Genomic DNA, 18,390 nt, shown 5'->3' on the forward strand with positions numbered 1-18,390 from the left:
GGCCGGGTGGCGTGCGGGGCGCCGCCGGGGGCGCCGGTGGTGTGCGTGCTCACGAGTACGACCTCCTCGTGTCGGGCGGGGGCACGGTCGCGCCCTTGTACTCGACGGGGATCCCGCCGAGCGGGTAGTCCTTGCGCTGCGGGTGGCCCGGCCAGTCGTCGGGCATCTCGATGCGCGCGAGCGACGGGTGGCCGTCGAAGACGATGCCGAAGAAGTCCCACGTCTCGCGCTCGTGCCAGTCGTTCGTCGGGTAGACGGACGTCGTGGACGGCACGTGCGGGTCCGCGTCGGGCACCGCCACCTCGAGCCGCAGCCGCCGGCCGTGGGTGATCGAGGTCAGGTGGTAGACGGCGTGCAGCTCGCGGCCGACGTCGTGCGGGAAGTGCACGCCGCTCACGCCCAGGCTCAGCTCGAAGCGCAGGTCCTGGTCGTCGCGCAGCGCGCGGCACACCTCGACGAGATGGTCGCGGTGCACGTGCAGGGTCAGCTCGGCGTGCGCGCCGGGCGGGTCGACGACGACGCGCTCGACCGCGGCGTCGAACGCGACGCCGGAGGCCTCGAGCACCTCGGCGAGGACGTCCACGACCTCGTCGAACCAGCCGCCGTAGGGGCGCGCGCTCGCGCCCGGCATCGCGACGGGCTGGACCAGCCCGCCGTACCCGGACGTGTCGCCCGAGCCGTGGACGCCGAACATGCCCTCGCGGACCTCGACGACCTCGAGCGTGCGGGGCGCCCCGGCACCGGTCAGGAGGTCGGCCGACCGGGGGCCGTTCACCTCCTCCGGCTGCGGCACCGGCGTGCCGGCGCCGCTCTTCTCGTCCGTCACCGCAGCAGCCCCTTCATCTGGAACGTGGGCGTCGCCTCGAGCGCCGCCGCCTCGGCGGCGCGCGCCGCCTCCTTGCGGTTCACGCCGAGCGGCTCGTGCTGGATCTGGTCGTGCAGCGCGAGGATCGCGTTGATGAGCATCTCCGGCCGCGGCGGGCAGCCGGGCAGGTAGATGTCGACAGGGACGACGTGGTCGACGCCCTGCACGATCGCGTAGTTGTTGAACATGCCGCCGCTCGACGCGCACACGCCCATGGACAGGACCCACTTGGGCTCGCTCATCTGGTCGTAGACCTGCCGCACGACCGGCGCCATCTTCTGGCTCACGCGCCCGGCCACGATCATGAGGTCCGCCTGGCGCGGCGACGCGCGGAAGACCTCCATGCCGAAGCGCGACAGGTCGAACCGCGACGCGCCAGCCGCCATCATCTCGATGGCGCAGCACGCGAGGCCGAACGTCACGGGCCACAGCGACGCCTTGCGCAGGTACCCCGCGAGGTCCTCGATCGTGGTGAGCAAGAAGCCCGAGGGAGCTTCCTCGATCCCCATGGTGTCTCTCCTAGTTCTCTCGCCGGTGCCCGCCGGGGCCCACGCTGGGTGCCACCGTCAGTCCCACTCGAGGCCGCCGCGGCGCCACTCGTAGACGAACGGGACGGTGATGAGCGCGAGGAACGCGAGCATCGCCACCAGCCCGAACGTCGCGAGCGTCGCGAAGTCGACGGCCCACGGGTAGAGGAAGACGACCTCGATGTCGAAGACGATGAACGTCATCGCGACGAGGTAGTACTTGATCGGGAAGCGCCCGCCGCCGACGGCGTGGGGCGTGGGCTCGATGCCGCACTCGTAGGCGTCGAGCTTGGCGCGGTTGTACCGCTTGGGGCCGATGACCGCGCTCGCGGCGACGCCGCCGAGCGCGAGCACTGCGGCCACGCCCATGAGGACGAGCAGCGGGACGTACGGGTTGGTCATCGTCGACTCCTCGAGTGGGGGCTCGGGACGGGTCTCCCCGGACGGCGTCGTCCGGGTCCGCGGTCAGGTGGTGCGAGTGCCGGCGCTGCGTGGTGCGCGGGTGCCGGCCCACCTCGTGGGCTCATGACGATGGCACCACCCTGGTCAGCCCGGCGATGACGCGGTCGACCCAGTCGCCGCCGCGGGGCTCGTAGCAGTCCGACAGGAGCTTGAGGACGAACCGCATGACGACCGGGCGCGGGAGCCCGTAGCGCGTGCAGATCCGCATGATCTCGGGGTGCTCGATGAGCTTCACGAAGTACCGGCCGAGCGTGTAGTAGCCGCCGAGCTCGCGCCGCATGAGGCGCGGGTACGTCTGCAGCGCACGCTCGCGCCCCGCGTCGGTGAGGCGCACGCGGGACTGGGCCACGACGTCGGCCGCGGCCCGCCCGGCCTGCATCGCGTACGCGATGCCCTCGCCGTTGAACGGGCTCACCATGCCGCCCGAGTCCCCGACGAGCAGCACGCCGCGCGTGTACAGCGGCGTGCGGTTGAAGCCCATGGGCAGCGCCGCGCCGCGCACCGGGGCGAGCCGGTTCTCCTCCGTGAACTCCCACTCGGCGGGCGCGTTGCGCATCCAGGTGGCGAACAGGTCCTTGTAGTCGACGTTCGCCGCGGACTGGCGCGCGGGCGTCGAGCTGACCGAGCCGAGGCCGACGTTCGCCGTGCCGTCGCCGAGCGAGAAGATCCAGCCGTAGCCCGGCAGGAGGTTCGACTCGCGGGGCTTGCCGTCCCACAGCTCGAGGTGGGACTCCATCCACGGGTCGTCGTGGCGGGGCGTGCGGAAGTAGGTGCGGACGGCGACGCCGATCGGGCGGTCCTCGCGCCGCGCGAGGCCGAGGGCGAGCGCGAAGCGGGACGAGACGCCGTCGGCCGCGATGACGACGGGAGCCCGGTAGGTGACCTCGTCCCCGGCGCGCCGGCCCTTCTCGTCCACGGGGCGCGCCGTGACGCCGACGACGCGGCCCGTGCGCTCGTCGAGGACGGGACCGGTGACGGCGGTGCGCTCGAGCAGCTTGGCGCCGGTGCGCTGCGCGTGCTCGGCGAGCGTGCGGTCGAACGAGTGGCGCGCGCGGGCCATGCCGTAGCTGGGGTACGACGCGAGGTCCGGCCACGCGAGCTCCCACGAGCGGCCGCTCGCGACGACGCGCAGCCCGCGGTTGCGGATCCAGCCGTCCTCGGAGCGCGTGGGGACGCCCATGCGCACGAGCTCGGCGACCGCGCGCGGCGTCAGGCCGTCGCCGCAGATCTTGTCGCGCGGGAAGGCGGACTTCTCGAGGAGGAGCACGCTCAGGCCCGCGGCGGCGCAGTAGTGGGCGGCCGCGGAACCGGCCGGGCCGGCGCCCACGACGATCACGTCGGCGTCGTCGAGCCTCGCGCCCACCGTGCCCACCTCGCCGTCCCGTCGTCGGAGTCCTCGTGCGATGCTCCACCGTGGCCCGGCTCGGGACACGGTGCATCCACTGCCCTTGTGAAGTCGGTCACAATGGACACCGCCACTCTAGTCACTCCGGACGGGAGATGTGTAGCAAGGCGACCCTTCCCTGGGAGATCCTGTGACGAAGGTCCTGTCGCCCGGCGACGACCGGCCCTGGGGACGAGGACTCGCGGGCAAGGGGGCCGGCGCCGCGATGGCCTAGCCTCCCGCGCGTCCGCGCCCGCCCGGGTCGCCGTCGTCCCAGGTCAGCGCCGCGCACGCGCGCCGACGCGGCCGCGTGCCGCCGGGGTCGCCGAGAAGGCCCCGCGCGGCACGCGCGGGGCCGTGGACCTGGCGTCCCGTCAGGCCGGGCGCACGCCCCGGTGCAGCGCGACGATCCCGCCGGAGAGGTTGCGGTAGGCGACCTTCTCCCAGCCTGCGCGGAGCAGGAGACGGCCCAGGCCCTCCTGGTCCGGCCACGCGGCGATCGACTCGGCGAGGTACTGGTACGACCCGCCCTCGCGGGTCACCGCGGAGGCGATGCGCGGCAGCGCCTGGACCAGGTACTCCTGGTACAGGACACGGAACGGCGCCCACGTGGGGGTCGAGAACTCGCAGATGACCACGCGCCCGCCCGGTCGCACGACCCGCAGCATCTCGCGCAGCGCGCCCTCGGTGTCGACGACGTTGCGCAGCCCGAACGAGATCGTCACCGCGTCGAACGTGCCGTCCGCGAACGGGAGCCGCGTCGCGTCCCCGGCGACGAACGGGAGGTCCGGCCGACGCTCCTTGCCGACCTGGAGCATGCCGAGGGAGAAGTCGCACGGGACGACGCGCACGCCGTCGTCGGCGAACGGCTCCGAGGACGTGCCGGTCCCCGCCGCGAGGTCGAGCACCTTCTCGCCCGGGAGCGCGCCGATCGCGCGGACCGTCGCCCGGCGCCACGCGCGGTCCTGCCCGAGCGACAGGATGTCGTTGGTCAGGTCGTACCGGGAGGCGATCCCGTCGAACATCGACGCGACCTCGGAGGGCTTCTTGTCCAGGTTGGCACGGGGCATGCCGCCCATGCTTCCACGTCCCCGCGCCCGGGGTCGCACCGTCGCGGCTTACGCTGGGAGGCGATGAGCGCAGAACCGTCGGCCACCGCCGCACAGCCCCACCCGCTGGTCGTGAGGACCACCCGGATCCCCGACCTGCCCGGCGGTCTCGACGCCCTCGTCGACCTCCTGCCCGACACGCGACCCCTCGCGTGGGTGCGCCGCGGCGACGGGATCGTCGGCTGGGGCGAGGCGCTGCGGCTCGAGACGTGGGGCCCGGGCCGGTTCGCCGACGCCGAGGCCGCGTGGCACGAGACGCTCGCGCGCGCGGTCGTGCGCGACGAGGTGGGCCTGCCCGGCACGGGCCCCGTCGCGTTCGGCTCGTTCGCGTTCGACGACTCCGCGCCGGGCGACGACGCGCACGACCCGGTCCGGGCCGGCGGGGTCCTCGTCGTGCCGCGCGTCGTCGTCGGGCGGCGTGACGGGCACGCGTGGCTCACGACCGTCGACACCGCCGGCTCGCTGTCCTCCTCCCCCACGGACGCCCTGCGCCGCACGCCGCGCGAGCCCGTGCGCGCGCCCGGCGAGGTGGCCTGGCACGACGGCGCGCTCGGCGCCGACGACTGGGCCGCCGTCGTCGCGGAGGGCGTCGAGCGCATCCGCTCGGGCGCGCTGGAGAAGGTGGTGCTCGCGCGCGACGTCGTCGCCCACACGAGCGAGCCCGTGGACCCGCGCTGGATGCTCGCCCGCCTCGCCTCGGCCTACGAGGCGTGCTGGACGTTCTCGGTCGACGGGCTGGTCGGCGCGACCCCCGAGCTGCTCGTCCGCAGCGAGAAGGGACTCGTGACGTCCCGCGTGCTCGCGGGCACGATCCGGCGCGGCGGCCTGTCCGACGACGAGGCGCTCCTGCGGGCCGCGCAGCTCGCCCGGTCGTCGAAGGACCTGGAGGAGCACGAGTACGCCGTCCGGTCGGTCGCGCAGGCGCTCGCCCCGTTCTGCTCGTCGATGAACGTCCCCGACTCGCCGTTCGTGCTGCACCTGCCGAACGTCATGCACCTCGCGTCCGACGTGACGGCCGTCCTCGCGCGCGGCGCGAGCGCGCCCGGCGCGTCGGGCGGCGCCGCGGCCGGGCCGACGAGCCTCGCGCTCGCGGCCGCGCTGCACCCGTCCGCGGCCGTATGCGGCACGCCGACCGTCGTCGCGCGCGACCTCATCCGCGAGATCGAGGGCATGGACCGCGGCCGGTACGCCGGGCCCGTCGGGTGGCTCGGCGCCGACGGCGACGGCGAGTGGGGCATCGCGCTGCGCTCGGCCGAGCTGTCGGGCACCGACCCGCGCTCCGTGCGGCTCTTCGCCGGGTGCGGGATCGTCGCGGCGTCCGACCCGGCGGCCGAGGTCGCCGAGTCCGAGGCGAAGCTCGAGCCGATGCGCTACGCGCTCGGCGACGCCTGACGCCCCACCGCCCCGCGCCCCGACCCCGGCGGAAGACCCCCGGCGGAAGGACCCCGGCGAGAGACCCCCGGACGACGACGAGCGGCCGGCACGGAGATCCGTGCCGGCCGCTCGGTGCGGTGGGCCGCCGGGGCGGGGACGTCCCCGACGGCCCACCGTCCCGCCACGGTCGGAGGAGGTGGCGGGACGGGGTGCGGCGCCGGGTCAGCCCTGGCCGCCGAAGAACCAGTCGAACGGGTTCGGGACGTTGCCGGGGTCGGTCGGGTCGCCCTGCTGGCCCTGGTCGCCGCCCTGCTGGCCACCCTGGTCGCCCTGGCCGGGGAGCTGGCCCTGACCGTCCTGGCCGGGCTGCTGGCCCTGGCCGTCCTGCGACCCCTGGCCGGTGGTCTCGTCGTCCGCCGGGCGCGTCGCGAAGGTGATGTCGAGCTCGAGCGTCTTGCCGTCGCGCACGACGGTGAGCTTCGACTCGGCACCCGCCGCCCGCTCCCGCACGAACGCCGTGAGCGACTCCGCACCGCCGACCGGGTGGCCGTCGATGGCGACGATGACGTCGCCCGAGCGGATGCCCGCGTCGGCGGCCGGCGAGCCGTCGGTCACCTCCTGGACCTCGGCGCCGCGGCGCGTGACGCCGTCGGCCGTCGCGGTCGCGTCGGCGAGCGTCACGCCGAGGAACGCGTGCTCCGCGGTCCCGTTGTCGACGAGCTGCTGACCGATCGTCTTGGCGAGGTTCACCGGGATGGCGAACCCGAGACCGATCGAGCCGGACTGCCCGCCGCCGCTCGAGAGCGTCGCGATCGACGACGTGATGCCGATGACGCGGCCCTGCGCGTCGAACAGCGGACCGCCCGAGTTCCCGGGGTTGATCGCGGCGTCGATCTGGATCGCGTTGGTGACGACGGACGTGCCGCCCCCCTCGCCCGACGCGGACACCGGGCGGTCGACGGCCGACACGATGCCGGTCGTGGCCGTGTTCGCGAGGCCGAGCGGGTTGCCCACCGCGAGGACCGACTCGCCGACGGTCACGTCGTCGGAGTCGCCCAGCGTCGCGGGCTGGAGGTCGTCCGGGGCGTCGACGAGCTGCACGACGGCGAGGTCCGTCGCCGGGTCGAGCCCGACGATCTTCGCGTCGAACAGGCGGCCGTCGCTGAGCGTGACCTGGACCGTGTCGTTCTCGGCGCCGGACACCACGTGGTTGTTCGTCACCACGTGGCCCTTGTCGTCGATGATGACGCCCGAGCCCTCGGCCCCGCCCTGCGAGGTCTGGACCTGGATCGCCACGACCGACGGCGCGACGGCCTTCGTCACGGCCTCCCAGTCGGGGTTCTGCGACGACGAGTCGGCGACAGGCGCGGCCGACGTCTCGTGCTGCTGGCCGACGTCGGCGAGCGACGCGGAGTCCCGGTCGGCGCCGAACGCGCCGGTGAGCCCGGCGGTGCCGACGCTCGCGAGGAGCGCGGCGGCGGCCGCGGCGCTGACGACCGGCACCCAGGTGCGGCGGCGCTGCGGGGCGCCGCCCTCCCCGACGGTGGCCGGCGCGGGCGGTGCGGGCGGCGGGCCGAAGCTGCCGGACGGCGTGTGGGCGCCGGGCGCGCCCTGCGCGGGGCGCGCGTACGGGTTGGCCGGCGCCGCGGCGGGCGTCTGCCCCGCGGGCGCCGCGCCGTGGCTCGTCGGGGCGGGCTGCGGCGTCGTGAGGTGCTGGACGGGGTGCGGCGGGAGCGGCTGCGTCGGGTGGCCGGTCGGGTGCGCCGACGGCTGGACCGGTGCCTGCTCGCCCGAGGTCGCGGCCGGCAGCGGCTGCGTGGCGTCGGGCGTCGGGGTGGGGGTGGGCTCGGTGCCCGGGGTGTTCGTCATGGTGGGCCTCCTTCTTCTGCCCACTACTTCACACCGCCGCGCTTGAACGACGCTTGAACGAACCTGGGAGTCCGCTGCGAGTTTTCGCGCCCCTCAGCCGCCCGAGGACAGCGCCGCGCGCACGGCCGCCCGGACGTCGTCCGCGAGGCGCAGGCCCTCGCGACGACGGTCCGCGCGCCCGACGCGCACCTCCAGGACCTGCACGCCGTGGCTCGGCGCCGCGAGGGCGTGGCGCAGCGAGGGGACGTCCTGGACGAGCTGGTGGTCCACCCCGAACCCCGCGCACAGCGGCGCGAGGTGCGCGCCGTGCGGCGTCGCGAAGACACGCTCGAACGTGCGGCGCGCGCCCGCGGACGACTCGCCCAGCGCCCCGGGCTCGAGCCCCGCGAAGATCGCGCCGCCGTCGTCGTTCACGACGACGAGCTGCAGGTCGGCGTGCGGCTCGTCCGGTCCGCGCAGGAGCCCGCCGACGTCGTGGAGGAAGGTGAGGTCGCCGAGCAGCGCGCGCGTGCGCCGGTGGCCCCGGCCCGTCGCGAGGGCCGCGCCGAGCGCCGTCGACACGGTGCCGTCGATGCCCGCGAGCCCGCGGTTGGCGAGCACGCGCGGCCCGGGCCCGTCGAGGCCGAGCACGAGGCCCAGGTCGCGGACCGGGCTCGACGACCCGACGACGAGCAGGTCGTCCGGGCCGCCCGCCGCGGCGACCGCGCGCGCGACGCTCGGGCCGTCCGTCCGGGTCCCGTCGGTCGCCACCGCGACGACGTCCGCCGCCGCGGCCGACGCCGCCCGCCACCGCTCGGCCCAGCCCGTGGCGGGCGCGGGGTCGAGCCAGCCCGCGGGCACGACAGGGAGCACCGTCGAGGCGTTGCGTGCGGCGTCGGGCCAGGGCCGTGCGCCCGGCGCCACGACCGTCACCGCGACGTCACCCCGGCCGAGCAGCCGCTGCACCGGCCGCGAGAGCGTGGGCCGCCCCAGCACGACGACGTGCTCCACGTCGTCCACGAGAGCGTCGGCCCCGAGCACGAGCGGGTGGGCGACGACGAGGCGCGGGCCGCCCGCCGCCCCCGACGACGGCTCGGCGAGCAGCGGCCAGCCGCGCGCCTCGGCGAGGTCGCGCGCGACGGGCCCTGCGCCGTCGCCCGCGACGACGACCGTCCGCTCGCCGGGGGCCGGCATCGCGACGGGCGCGACGGGCGTGCCGAGCGGCTCGGTGACGTCGCCCGGCGCGACGGCGGTCGGCACGGCCGCGGGGGCGGCCGGCACCACGACGATCGGGCGGACGCCGCGGGGGTCCGGGCCGACGGCCGCGGGAGCGCCGAGCGCAGCGGGCCCAGCGTCGGGAGGGGTGCCGGGCAGCCCGGCGGGCACGAGCGGCTCGCGGTACGCGAGGTCGAGGTGCACCGGGCCGGGGTGACCCGACCGCGCGCCGACCGCCTCGGCGAGCGCGCGCGCCGTGACGGCGAGGAGGTCACGGACCTCGCCCGGACGGCCGTCGGGCGCCGGGACGTCCGCGGCGAACCGTGTCGCGGGGCCGAAGATCCCGGCCTGGTGGGTGGTCTGGTTCGCGCCCGTGCCGCGCAGCTCGTGCGGCCGGTCGGCGGTGAGGAGCACGAGCGGGACGCCCGTGTGGTGCGCCTCGAGGACCGCGGGGTGCAGGTTCGCGACGGCCGTGCCGGACGTCGTGACGACCGCGACGGGCCGCGGCAGCGCGACGCCGCCGCGCACGAGCGGCCCCGCGCCGCGCGAGAGCCCGACGGCGAGGAACCCGGCCGCACGCTCGTCGACGCGCACGTGCAGCGTGAGGCGGCCGAGGTCGGCCGCGGCCGCGAGCGCGTACGCGAGCGGGGCGCTGCGCGAACCGGGGGCGAGCACGACGTCCGCGACGCCCTCGAGCGCGAGGCGGTGCACGAGCGCGAACGCGCTGCGCACCGCGGGCGGCTGGGCGTCCAGGCCGTCGAGCAGCGGGTCGACGGCGGCGCTCATCGTGCCCCTCCCGCGAGCGCGAGGCCGGCGACGCGGTCGAGCCGCGCCCGCCACCGCCGGTCGGTGCCCGCGTCGGGCGCGGTCGCCGCGAGCGCCGCCGCGCTCGGCGCGGGGCGGGCCACGGGCAGGGCCCCGTCGACGGGCACGAGCGGCTCGGCCACGACGTCGGCGGCGAACAGGTTCACGGTCGCGAGGCCGCACGCGTAGGGCAGCGCGGGGAGCGCGGCGGCGAGAGCGACGCCCGCGGCGATGCCGACCGACGACTCGAGCGCCGACGACACGACCACGGGCAGGCGCACCTGCTCGGCGAGGTCGAGGCACGCGCGCACGCCGCCGAGCGGCTGCACCTTGAGCACCACGACGTCGGCCGCGTCCGCGCGCACGACGGCGAGCGGGTCCTCGGCGCGCCGGATCGACTCGTCCGCGGCGACGGGCACGGCGGTGTCGCCCCGCTGGCCGCGCCGCACGGCCGCGAGACCGGCGACGTCGGGGCACGGCTGCTCGACGTACTCGAGACCGCCCGCGGCGCGGTCGAGGTGCGGGAGGCGGCGCAGCGCCTCGTCGGGGTCCCAGGCGCCGTTCGCGTCGACGCGCACCCGACCGCCCGGGCCGAGCGCGTCGCGCACGGCCTCGAGGCGCGCGACCTCGGCGTCGAGGGGTTCGAGCGCGCCGTCGGGCCCGCGCTGCGCGACCTTGACCTTGGCGGTGCGGCACCCGCCGGACGCGGTGACGAGCTCCCGGGCGCGGTCCGGCCCGACCGCGGGGACGGTCACGTTCACGGGGACCCGGTCACGGACGGGGGCGGGCCAGCCGTCGTCGGCCGCCTCGCGCGCGGCGCGCAGCCAGGCCGCGGACTCGGCGTCGTCGTAGTCCCAGAAGGGCGAGAACTCGCCCCAGCCGGCGTCCCCGCGCAGGAGGACGCCGTCGCGCGCGTCGAGCCCGCGGAACCGGGTGGTGAGTCGGGTGCGGTAGACGACGGCGCGGGAGTCGGGCACGCGCCCAGGCTATGCCACGCGTCGTCGTCGGCCCGCGGCCCGGGCGCGGCGCACGGGCCGCGGGCACGGCGCTCACGCGTTGACGAGCACCACCACGACGAGCGCGACGATCACGGCGTTGAACGCGAACGCGACGACGGCGTGGGTCGTGACCATCCGGCGCGTGACCGTGTCGAGCACCGTGACGTCGGCGGTCGAGAAGGTCGTGCTCACGCCCGCGGCGAGGTACACGTAGTCGGCGTAGGCGCGCGGTCCCTCGCCGGGGAACGCGAACCCGAGGCCGTCGCCGGCCGCGACGTCGCGGCGCGCGTAGTGCACGGTGTGGGACACGAGCACCGCGACCCACGACACGACGATGACCGCGACACCCAGGACGGTCAGCGCGGGGGCCGCGGCCCACGCGACGCCCTGCGCGAGGGCGAACCCGACGAGCAGCGCCATGACCGCGAACTGGACGGACCACGCCGTCGACCCGCCGCCGAGGAGCAGCCTGCGGACACGGCCGCGCCCGTCGGGGTGCGCGCGCAGCAGCGCCCGCTCGAGCTCGGGGCCACGGCGCCCGGCGAACGCGACGCACGTCAGCGCGCAGGAGAGCCCGGCGAGCACGACCCAGACGAGGAGGCCCGCCGCCACGGGGACGGTCCGGTCGTCGAGGCCGAGCGGGTCCTCCGCGAGGAGCACGACGACCGGGCCGGTCACCAGCGCGACGACGGTCGAGACGAGGGTCCGGGTGCTCTCGGGGACGAGGCGGTCGCGCAGGGCGGGTCGGGCGGTGGACGGGCGTCGGGTCATGGGCCGCGAGGCTACCCGGCCGCTGCGCCCGACCTCAGCGCGGTCCGGGTGCCACGAGCTCGCCGACGAGGCGGACGGCGAGCGCCCGCACGTCGCGGCCCTCGCTCAGCGCGCTCACCGCGGCGCCGTCGACGACCGCGACGAGGAGCGACGCCGCGACGTGGCCGAGTCCCCGGACGGCGAGGAGCTGCGCGACGGCGTCGTCCAGCCCCTGCCGCCCCGTGCCGTAGGCCCGGGCGAGCGCCGGGTAGCGGCCCGCGCCGACGAGGTGCTCGTAGAAGCCCCTCAGCTCGCTCTCCCCGCCGGGCGGCAGGACGGCGTCGACGAGGACGCGCGCGTCCTCCCGGGCCCGGTCGCCGCCGCGAGCCGCGCGCTCCGCGGCGCCGTGCGCGTGCTCCGCCCACCCGGTGACGATGAGCTCGCCGGCCGCGCCCATGAGGTCGTCGAGGCCGGTGAAGTAGTAGGTGGTGGCGGCGAGCGGGACGTCGGCGCGCGTCGCGACGGCGCGGTGCGTCACCGCGGCGGGGCCGTCCTGGAGGATGAGGTCCGCGGCGGCGCGGACGATCGCGTCCCGGCGCGCGACACCGCGCGCCTGGCGCCGCGGTGCGGGTCGTCGGTCGGCGGTCTCGGTCGGCGTCGTCCCCACCCGCACACCGTAGGGCACCTGCCGCGTGGTCGTCAGGCGGGCAGGCGTCCCGCGCCCGCCGCCCGCAGCGCGTCGACGACGCGCGCGACGTCGGGCTCGCGCACGCGCGCGGTGCCGACGACCACGCCGTGCTCGGTCGGCTCGGTGCGCCCGACGCCCGTCCCGCGCAGGGGCTCGACGGGCACGCCGGCCGCGCGCAGGCCGTCGACCGCCGCGTCCTCGGCCGCCGGGCCGGGGAGCGGGACGACGAGGTGGAGACCCGCCGCGACGCCCCCGACCGTGACGCCGGGCAGGGCCTCGCCGAGCGCGGCGAGCAGCGCGCGGCGCCGCCGCTGGTAGACCGCCCGGGCCCGGCGCAGGTGCCGCTGGTACGTCCCCGAGACGAGGAGCGCCGCGAGCGCCGCCTGCTCGGGGACGGACGTGCCGAGGTCGGCGTGGCGCTTGGCCTCGACGAGCGGCCCGACGACGCGCGGCGGCGCGACGACCCAGCCCAGCCGCAGCGCGGGCGACAGGAGCTTGGAGACGGACCCGAGGAGCACGACCCTCCCGGGGTCCAGGGGCTGCACCGACGCCACGGGCCGGCGGTCGTAGCGCAGCTCGGCGTCGTAGTCGTCCTCGAGCACGAGGCGGTCCCCCGCGGCGGCCCACGCGAGCAGCGCACGACGGCGCGCCGGGGCGAGCACGACGCCCAGCGGGAACTGGTGCGCGGGCGTCACGAGGGCCGCGCGCGCGTCGCCGGGGAGCAGGTCGGTCCGCAGGCCGTCGGCGTCCACGGGCACGCCGACGGGCCGGGTCCCCGCGTCGCGCAGGAGCTCGAGCGCGCCGCGGGACGACGGGTCCTCGACGGCGACCGTGACGGGCCCCGGGCCTGGGCCCGGGGCCGGCCCCGGCGCCACCCGGCCGTCGGCGAGCAGCCGCGCGAGCAGCGCGAGCGCCTGGGCCACGCCGCTCACCACGACGACGTCGCGGGCGCTCACGTGCGCGCCGCGGCTGCGGCGCAGGTGCTCCGCGAGCGCCGCGCGCAGCGCGGGCAGGCCCTGGGGGTCCGGGTAGCCGAGGTCGGCGTCGGCAAGCCCGCGCAGGCCGTCGCGGACGGCGCGCGCCCACGCCGCCCGAGGGAACAGCGCCGGGTCCGGCGTCCCGACGCTCACCGGCCGGGCCGCCGCGGCGCCGGGCCGGGCGGCTCCGGAGCCCGCCTCGCCGAGCAGCACCGCGCCCCGGGTGGACGGCGCCGCAGGGAGCGCCGCGACGACGACACCCGACCTCGGCCGGGACACGAGCAGCCCCTCACCGACGAGCACGTCGACCGCCGTCGTCACCGTGCCGCGCGACACCCCGAGCGCGACGGCGGCGTCCCGGCCCGACGGCAGGACCGTGCCCGCCGGTACCCGCCCCTCGACGACGGCCGCACGCAGGCCGTCCTGCAGCCAGCGGCCGACGTCGCGCGCGGGGCGCGGACCGAGCGCGAGCAGCAGGGCGTCGGGCGCGAGCCGGGTCGTCATCTGGCCCAGTGAACCAGGCACGACCTGGCCCTGCACCCTGGTCCAGCCGACTCCTACGGTCGAGGCATGACTCCCGCACCCGACCGTCCCGGCAGCCGGCGGACCGGCGACCTGCGCTGCGCCGCCGGCATGGCGATCGTCGGCTCGTCGTTCGTCGCGTCCGCCGCCCTCGCCGGGTTCCCGGTGCTGGGCGGCCAGGCCGCGCGCTACGCCGTCGCCGCGCTCGTCCTGCTCGCCGTCCTCGCCGTGCGCCGGGTGCCGTGGGTCCTCCCCTCGCCCCGCGCGCTCGGGCGCCTGACCGCGCTCGCGGCCACGGGGCTCGTCGGCTTCAGCGTCCTCGTCGTCGAGAGCGCGGGCCGCGCCGACCCGTCGCTCGTCGGGGCCGTCGTGGGTGCCTCGCCCGTGGTCCTCGCAGCCGCGGGCGCCCTCCGGGCCCGGCGGCTCGCGGTCCGCACCCTCGCGGCCGCCGTCGTGGTGACCGCCGGGGTCGTGGTCGTCGAGGGCGGCGGGGCGGGCGACCCCGTCGGCGTCGCGCTCGCGCTCGGCGCGCTCGCGTGCGAGGTGTGCTTCTCCCTGCTCGCCGTCCCCCTCCTGCCGACGCTCGGGGCGCTACGCGTCTCCGCCTACGCGTGCGTCCTCGCCGTCCCGCAGCTCGCCGTGCTCGGGCTCGTGCGGCAGCGGGTGTCGGGGAGCCCGTTCCTCGCCGTGCCCGACGGCGCCGAGCTTGCCGCGCTCGCCTACCTCGCCGTCGTCGTCACGGCCGTCGCGTTCCTCCTCTGGTACTCCGGCCTCGCGACGATCGGTCCCGCGCGCGCCGGGCTGTTCGCGGGCCTGCTGCCCGTGGCGGCGCTCGCCGCGTCGGTCGTGCTCGGGTTCGAGGAGCCGACCGCGCGGTCGGTCGTCGGGACGCTCGTGGTCGGTGCCGGGCTCGTGCTCGGCCTCGCCCCGACGCGCGGACGCCGGCCCCTCGCGCACCGGCTACCGTGGCGGGCGTGAGCAGCACCGACCCCGCCTCCGCCGCGCCCGACCCCGCCGAGCTCCCCCGCCAGGTCTCCGAGACGTTCGACCCCCGCGCCTGGCGCGAGGTCGGCGGCTTCGAGGGCCTCACCGACCTCACCTACCACCGCGGCGTCGAGCGCGACGCCGGCGGCGCCGTCGTGCGCGACCTGCCCGTGGTCCGCGTCGCGTTCGACCGGCCCGAGGTGCGCAACGCGTTCCGGCCCCACACCGTCGACGAGCTGTACCGCGTCCTCGACCACGCGCGCATGACGTCGGACGTCGGGACCGTGCTCCTCACAGGCAACGGGCCGTCGCCCAAGGACGGCGGGTGGGCGTTCTGCTCGGGCGGCGACCAGCGGATCCGCGGGCGCTCCGGCTACCAGTACACGACCGCGCCCGACGGCGGCGGCGACGTGCACACGCGCGACGCCGTCGACCCGGGGCGCGCGGGGCGCCTGCACATCCTCGAGGTGCAGCGCCTCATCCGCACGATGCCGAAGGTCGTGGTCGCGGTCGTGAACGGCTGGGCCGCGGGCGGCGGGCACTCGCTGCACGTCGTCGCAGACCTGTCGATCGCGAGCCGCGAGCACGCGCGGTTCAAGCAGACCGACGCGAACGTCGGGTCGTTCGACGGGGGCTACGGCTCGGCGTACCTCGCGCGGCAGGTGGGCCAGAAGCGCGCGCGGGAGATCTTCTTCCTCGCGCGGGAGTACTCCGCCCAGGACGCGTACGCGTGGGGCGCGGTCAACGAGGTCGCGGACCACGCGGACCTGGAGGCGCTCGCGATCGAGTACGCGCGGGTGATCGCGACGAAGTCGCCGCAGGCGATCCGGATGCTGAAGTTCGCGTTCAACCTCGCGGACGACGGGCTCATGGGGCAGCAGGTCTTCGCGGGCGAGGCGACGCGGCTGGCGTACATGACGGACGAGGCCGTCGAGGGCCGCGACGCGTTCCTCGAGCGGCGCGACCCGGACTGGGGACGCTTCGGCTACGCGTTCTGACGAGCCGGCTCAGGAGCCGCCGACGAGGCTCGTCAGCATCTCGATGAGGCCGCGGCCGACGAACGCCGCCGCGACGGCGAGGCCGAACAGGAGCCCGACGGAGACGACGACCGGGGCGGCCGAGCGGGCGACGCCGGGCTCGTCGTCGCGCGACGCGCGCGGCGCGTACGACGGCGGGAGCGGGGTCTGGTCCACGCGCTGCGGGGCGCCCTCGGAGGGGGTGCGGGGCTGGGACGGGTGGACGGGGTGCGGGACGACGGTTGCCATGACTCCACGGTGCCGCCCGGGACCCCCTCGGCGCGTCGGCCCCGCGGCTCGACCTGTGCGGCGGGCGGTCCCCCTCGGGGCGGAGCGGTCGTACGCCGTGGGGCGGACGCCGTCCGCCCCACGGCGGAGGGTCAGCCGGCCGTCCAGCTCCCCGAGCCGGTCGGCACGAGCTCGATCCACGACGCGCCCGGCTCGAGCTCGACCGGCCCGCCGTCCGCCCCGGTGAGCACGAGCGGGGCCTCGACCCCCTCCTTGGACCACGTCACCGCGACCTGCTTGCCGCCGCTCGCGACGACGCCCTCACCGGTCCCGACGAGCTGCGTCTCGGGGACGGCCACGCCCGCCGGGTCCTTGAACGGCGTGTCCACCATCGTCGCGGCGAGCAGCACGACGTTCGTCGCCGACAGCCGCACCTCGTCCGCGGAGACCGCCGGCCGGTCGCCCTCGCTCCGCACGTAGCGGCCCTCGCCGCCGTCCCACTCCCACACGGCGCGGCTCGCGTGGGTGAGGCGCACGTCGAGCCGGGTCGCGGGAGCGCCCGCGACCGTCGCGGTCGCCGTCCCCGGCTCGCGCGCGAACACGAGCTGCGCGGGCGGCGGGGACGTGCGGTCGTCGTCGGCCTGGGCCCAGAACGTCTCGGGGCTGCCGTACACGTTGTGCGGGGCGCGCCGCGCCCGGGTGGTCGTGAAGCCGTCGTCGCCCTCGTCCATGACGACCGACTGGACGCCCGCGGCCCCCACGGCATCGATGAAGGGCTGCTGCCCGCCCGTGTACGCGAGGACGCCGTGCAGCGGAGCGACGATCGCCGGGTCCATCGGCCGCACCGAGCGGACGGGGCCCACGCTCTGCGGCACCTGCGAGTGGAAGACGGCGACGAAGCGGGTGATGCCGCCCTCGACGACCTCCTCCCAGACGACGTCCGCCTGCTCGAGCCCGGTCTGCGGGCGTGCCTGGGGCGCGTTCTCGATCTTCACCGCGAGCGCCGGCCGGTCCGCGACCTCGTCGGCCGCGACGCCCGTGAGGGGCCACACGAGGGGGACGTCCGGCGTCGGGGGGTCCCCCTTGGCGCCGGACACGTCCGGCTCGACCGTCGTGGTGCTCGGCGTCCCCGGCTCGCCCGCGCACCCGGCGAGCGCGACCGCCGCCGCCGTCACGACCGCGGCGAGCGCGGTCCCCCGGACTCCTCGTCCCGTCCTCGTCACCCTCGACCTCCCGACGGCCCGGGGCCCCTGCCCGTGCCGGCACCGCGACGGACCTGTGTCCTCGGCCACGGTACGACCCGACCTAGGCTGATCCGGTGAACCGCGCCGTCGTCCCCGCCGATCTGGACGCCCTCGTCGCGGCGGTCGGGGCCGCGCTCGACGGCGACGGCCCGCCCGTCGCGCCCGTCCCGCTGCTCCCCCGGCCCCCGGGCTCCGGATCGACCCCGGCCGACGTGCCTGCGGGCACCGCGCTCGTGCTGCGCACGTCGGGTTCGACGGGCACGCCCCGGGAGGTGCTGCTCGGTGCCGACGCGCTGCGCGCGTCGGGCGCCGCGACGCACGAGCGGCTGGGCGGCCCGGGGCACTGGCTCCTCACGCTGCCCCCGACGCACGTCGCCGGGGTGCAGGTCGTCGCGCGCGCCCACGCCGCGGGGCGGGGCCTCACGGTCGCACCCCCGGGCGAGCCCTTCACCCCGGGCGGGTTCGCGGCGCTCGTCGCGCGCGCCCCGCGCGGCGAGCGCCGGTACGTCTCGCTCGTCCCGACCCAGCTCCACCGCCTCGTCGCGGCGGCGGACGCCGGGACCGACGACGGCACCGCGGGGCTCGACGCGCTCCGCGCGCTCGACGCCGTGCTTCTCGGCGGCGCGGCGACGCCGCCCGCGCTGCTGCGCCGCGCGCGGTCCGCGGGGGCCCGCGTCGTCACCACGTACGGCATGACGGAGACGTGCGGCGGCTGCGTGTACGACGGCGTCCCCCTCCCGGAGGCCCGCGTCCGGCTGCTCCCGGCGGACGACGCGGCCGCCGCGGGTGCAGGCGTCGTCGAGCTCTCGGGGCCGTTCCTCGCGCACGGCTACCTCGGGGAGCCGGACGCGACCGCGGCCGCGTTCCGCACGGACGACGACGGCACGCGCTGGTTCCGCACGAGCGACCTCGGCCGGCTCGACGGCCCGCCGGACGCACCGGTGCTCACCGTCCTCGGCCGCGCGGACGACGTGATCGTGTCGGGCGGCGTGAACGTCGCCCCGGCGGCGGTCGAGGCCGTGGTCGGCGAGGTCGCAGGCGTCGGGGAGGCCTGCGTCGTGGGGGTGCCGCACCCGGAGTGGGGCCACGAGGTCGTCGCGGTCGTCACGCTCGCGGGCGCGCAGCGCGGCGACGGTGCCACGCCGGGCACGGCGGGCGCCGGGGACGTGGCGAGCGCACCGCCCGATCTCGTCGCCGCCGTGCGGGGCCGCGTCGCGGATAGGCTGGAGCGGGCGGCCGCACCCCGCCGCGTGCTCGTCGTCCCGGACCTCCCCCGGCGCGGGCCCGGCAAGGTGGACCGCGCCGCGGTGGCCCGGATCGCCGTCGGGCACGGGCGGACGCAGCCCGGCTGAGCCCGGCCCGACCACCCGCCGCACGACCGAGACGCACGACCGA

The 18,390-nt window shown here is 77.3% G+C and carries 17 protein-coding genes; 4 read left to right on the forward strand and 13 right to left on the reverse strand.

Annotated elements, in window-relative coordinates; genetic code table 11:
• Window positions 1-49: 49 nt before the first annotated feature.
• From ACZ4MO_RS10200 to ACZ4MO_RS10220, 5 genes are all read right to left on the reverse strand, one after another.
• Entirely contained in the window at window positions 50-826 is a 777-nt protein-coding gene (locus ACZ4MO_RS10200) for an NADH-quinone oxidoreductase subunit C (RefSeq protein ID WP_175007752.1), read from the reverse strand.
• Window positions 823-1,374 (reverse strand): NuoB/complex I 20 kDa subunit family protein, encoded by a 552-nt coding sequence (locus ACZ4MO_RS10205; RefSeq protein ID WP_021481794.1) that lies wholly within the window; start codon window positions 1,372-1,374, stop codon window positions 823-825. Before ACZ4MO_RS10205 ends, ACZ4MO_RS10200 begins: the two co-directional genes overlap by 4 nt.
• A gap of 57 nt (window positions 1,375-1,431) precedes the next feature.
• Window positions 1,432-1,794 carry an NADH-quinone oxidoreductase subunit A gene (locus ACZ4MO_RS10210; protein WP_021481795.1) on the reverse strand — a complete coding sequence of 121 codons (363 nt, stop codon included), beginning with the start codon at window positions 1,792-1,794 and terminating at the stop codon, window positions 1,432-1,434.
• 121 nt (window positions 1,795-1,915) lie between these two features.
• Window positions 1,916-3,217, reverse strand: coding sequence for a geranylgeranyl reductase family protein (locus tag ACZ4MO_RS10215; protein WP_255436974.1), 1,302 nt, complete (start codon window positions 3,215-3,217; stop codon window positions 1,916-1,918).
• A gap of 395 nt (window positions 3,218-3,612) precedes the next feature.
• Window positions 3,613-4,308: a demethylmenaquinone methyltransferase gene (locus ACZ4MO_RS10220; protein ID WP_108050269.1), complete on the reverse strand. Its 696-nt coding sequence runs from the start codon at window positions 4,306-4,308 to the stop codon at window positions 3,613-3,615.
• A gap of 63 nt (window positions 4,309-4,371) precedes the next feature.
• Here ACZ4MO_RS10220 and ACZ4MO_RS10225 point away from each other — a divergent pair, with 63 nt between their 5' ends.
• Complete coding sequence (locus ACZ4MO_RS10225; protein ID WP_175007751.1) at window positions 4,372-5,739, forward strand: isochorismate synthase; 1,368 nt, start codon at window positions 4,372-4,374, stop codon at window positions 5,737-5,739.
• A 204-nt stretch (window positions 5,740-5,943) separates the two neighbouring features.
• Here ACZ4MO_RS10225 and ACZ4MO_RS10230 read toward each other — a convergent pair whose 3' ends face one another.
• From ACZ4MO_RS10230 to pdxR, 6 genes are all read right to left on the reverse strand, one after another.
• Window positions 5,944-7,590: a trypsin-like peptidase domain-containing protein gene (locus tag ACZ4MO_RS10230; protein WP_175007750.1), complete on the reverse strand. Its 1,647-nt coding sequence runs from the start codon at window positions 7,588-7,590 to the stop codon at window positions 5,944-5,946.
• Between the two features lie 93 nt (window positions 7,591-7,683).
• Window positions 7,684-9,570 (reverse strand): 2-succinyl-5-enolpyruvyl-6-hydroxy-3-cyclohexene-1-carboxylic-acid synthase, encoded by a 1,887-nt coding sequence (menD, locus tag ACZ4MO_RS10235; RefSeq protein ID WP_175007749.1) that lies wholly within the window; start codon window positions 9,568-9,570, stop codon window positions 7,684-7,686.
• On the reverse strand, window positions 9,567-10,565 hold the full coding sequence (locus tag ACZ4MO_RS10240) for an o-succinylbenzoate synthase (protein ID WP_175007748.1): 999 nt from the start codon (window positions 10,563-10,565) through the stop codon (window positions 9,567-9,569). Before ACZ4MO_RS10240 ends, menD begins: the two co-directional genes overlap by 4 nt.
• Window positions 10,566-10,637: 72 nt before the next feature.
• Window positions 10,638-11,357, reverse strand: a complete 720-nt coding sequence (locus ACZ4MO_RS10245) for a DUF1345 domain-containing protein (RefSeq protein ID WP_175007747.1) — start codon at window positions 11,355-11,357, stop codon at window positions 10,638-10,640.
• A gap of 34 nt (window positions 11,358-11,391) precedes the next feature.
• On the reverse strand, window positions 11,392-12,003 hold the full coding sequence (locus ACZ4MO_RS10250) for a TetR/AcrR family transcriptional regulator (protein WP_175007746.1): 612 nt from the start codon (window positions 12,001-12,003) through the stop codon (window positions 11,392-11,394).
• 32 nt (window positions 12,004-12,035) lie between these two features.
• On the reverse strand, window positions 12,036-13,505 hold the full coding sequence (gene pdxR, locus ACZ4MO_RS10255; protein WP_175007745.1) for a MocR-like pyridoxine biosynthesis transcription factor PdxR: 1,470 nt from the start codon (window positions 13,503-13,505) through the stop codon (window positions 12,036-12,038).
• A gap of 66 nt (window positions 13,506-13,571) precedes the next feature.
• On the opposite strand from pdxR, the gene ACZ4MO_RS10260 reads away from it, so the two are divergent.
• Entirely contained in the window at window positions 13,572-14,501 is a 930-nt protein-coding gene (locus ACZ4MO_RS10260; RefSeq protein WP_175007744.1) for an EamA family transporter, read from the forward strand.
• Window positions 14,498-15,505 (forward strand): 1,4-dihydroxy-2-naphthoyl-CoA synthase, encoded by a 1,008-nt coding sequence (locus ACZ4MO_RS10265; RefSeq protein ID WP_175007743.1) that lies wholly within the window; start codon window positions 14,498-14,500, stop codon window positions 15,503-15,505. The genes ACZ4MO_RS10260 and ACZ4MO_RS10265 overlap by 4 nt, the downstream gene beginning before the upstream one ends.
• Window positions 15,506-15,514: 9 nt before the next feature.
• Here the strand turns inward: ACZ4MO_RS10265 and ACZ4MO_RS10270 are convergent, their stop codons facing one another.
• Both ACZ4MO_RS10270 and ACZ4MO_RS10275 read right to left on the reverse strand, forming a co-directional pair.
• Complete coding sequence (locus ACZ4MO_RS10270) at window positions 15,515-15,772, reverse strand: hypothetical protein (RefSeq protein ID WP_175007742.1); 258 nt, start codon at window positions 15,770-15,772, stop codon at window positions 15,515-15,517.
• A gap of 131 nt (window positions 15,773-15,903) precedes the next feature.
• On the reverse strand, window positions 15,904-16,974 hold the full coding sequence (locus tag ACZ4MO_RS10275) for a DUF3048 domain-containing protein (RefSeq protein WP_255436972.1): 1,071 nt from the start codon (window positions 16,972-16,974) through the stop codon (window positions 15,904-15,906).
• A 95-nt stretch (window positions 16,975-17,069) separates the two neighbouring features.
• On the opposite strand from ACZ4MO_RS10275, the gene ACZ4MO_RS10280 reads away from it, so the two are divergent.
• The gene (locus ACZ4MO_RS10280) at window positions 17,070-18,347 is read left to right on the forward strand and encodes an AMP-binding protein (protein ID WP_175007741.1); all 1,278 of its coding nucleotides are present in this window, start codon (window positions 17,070-17,072) and stop codon (window positions 18,345-18,347) included.
• Window positions 18,348-18,390: the final 43 nt, after the last annotated feature.

The organism is Sphaerisporangium cinnabarinum (assembly GCF_055567015.1).

Bases quoted from the DNA above. Each gene is read 5' to 3' on its own strand.
- ACZ4MO_RS10205 (WP_021481794.1), bottom strand. From the start codon at position 1,374: ATGGGGATCGAGGAAGCTCCCTCGGGCTTCTTGCTCACCACGATCGAG.
- ACZ4MO_RS10210 (WP_021481795.1), bottom strand. From the start codon at position 1,794: ATGACCAACCCGTACGTCCCGCTGCTCGTCCTCATGGGCGTGGCCGCA.
- ACZ4MO_RS10220 (WP_108050269.1), bottom strand. From the start codon at position 4,308: ATGCCCCGTGCCAACCTGGACAAGAAGCCCTCCGAGGTCGCGTCGATG.
- ACZ4MO_RS10225 (WP_175007751.1), top strand. From the start codon at position 4,372: ATGAGCGCAGAACCGTCGGCCACCGCCGCACAGCCCCACCCGCTGGTC.
- ACZ4MO_RS10230 (WP_175007750.1), bottom strand. From the start codon at position 7,590: ATGACGAACACCCCGGGCACCGAGCCCACCCCCACCCCGACGCCCGAC.
- menD (WP_175007749.1), bottom strand. From the start codon at position 9,570: ATGAGCGCCGCCGTCGACCCGCTGCTCGACGGCCTGGACGCCCAGCCG.
- ACZ4MO_RS10245 (WP_175007747.1), bottom strand. From the start codon at position 11,357: ATGACCCGACGCCCGTCCACCGCCCGACCCGCCCTGCGCGACCGCCTC.
- pdxR (WP_175007745.1), bottom strand. From the start codon at position 13,505: ATGACGACCCGGCTCGCGCCCGACGCCCTGCTGCTCGCGCTCGGTCCG.
- ACZ4MO_RS10260 (WP_175007744.1), top strand. From the start codon at position 13,572: ATGACTCCCGCACCCGACCGTCCCGGCAGCCGGCGGACCGGCGACCTG.
- ACZ4MO_RS10270 (WP_175007742.1), bottom strand. From the start codon at position 15,772: ATGGCAACCGTCGTCCCGCACCCCGTCCACCCGTCCCAGCCCCGCACC.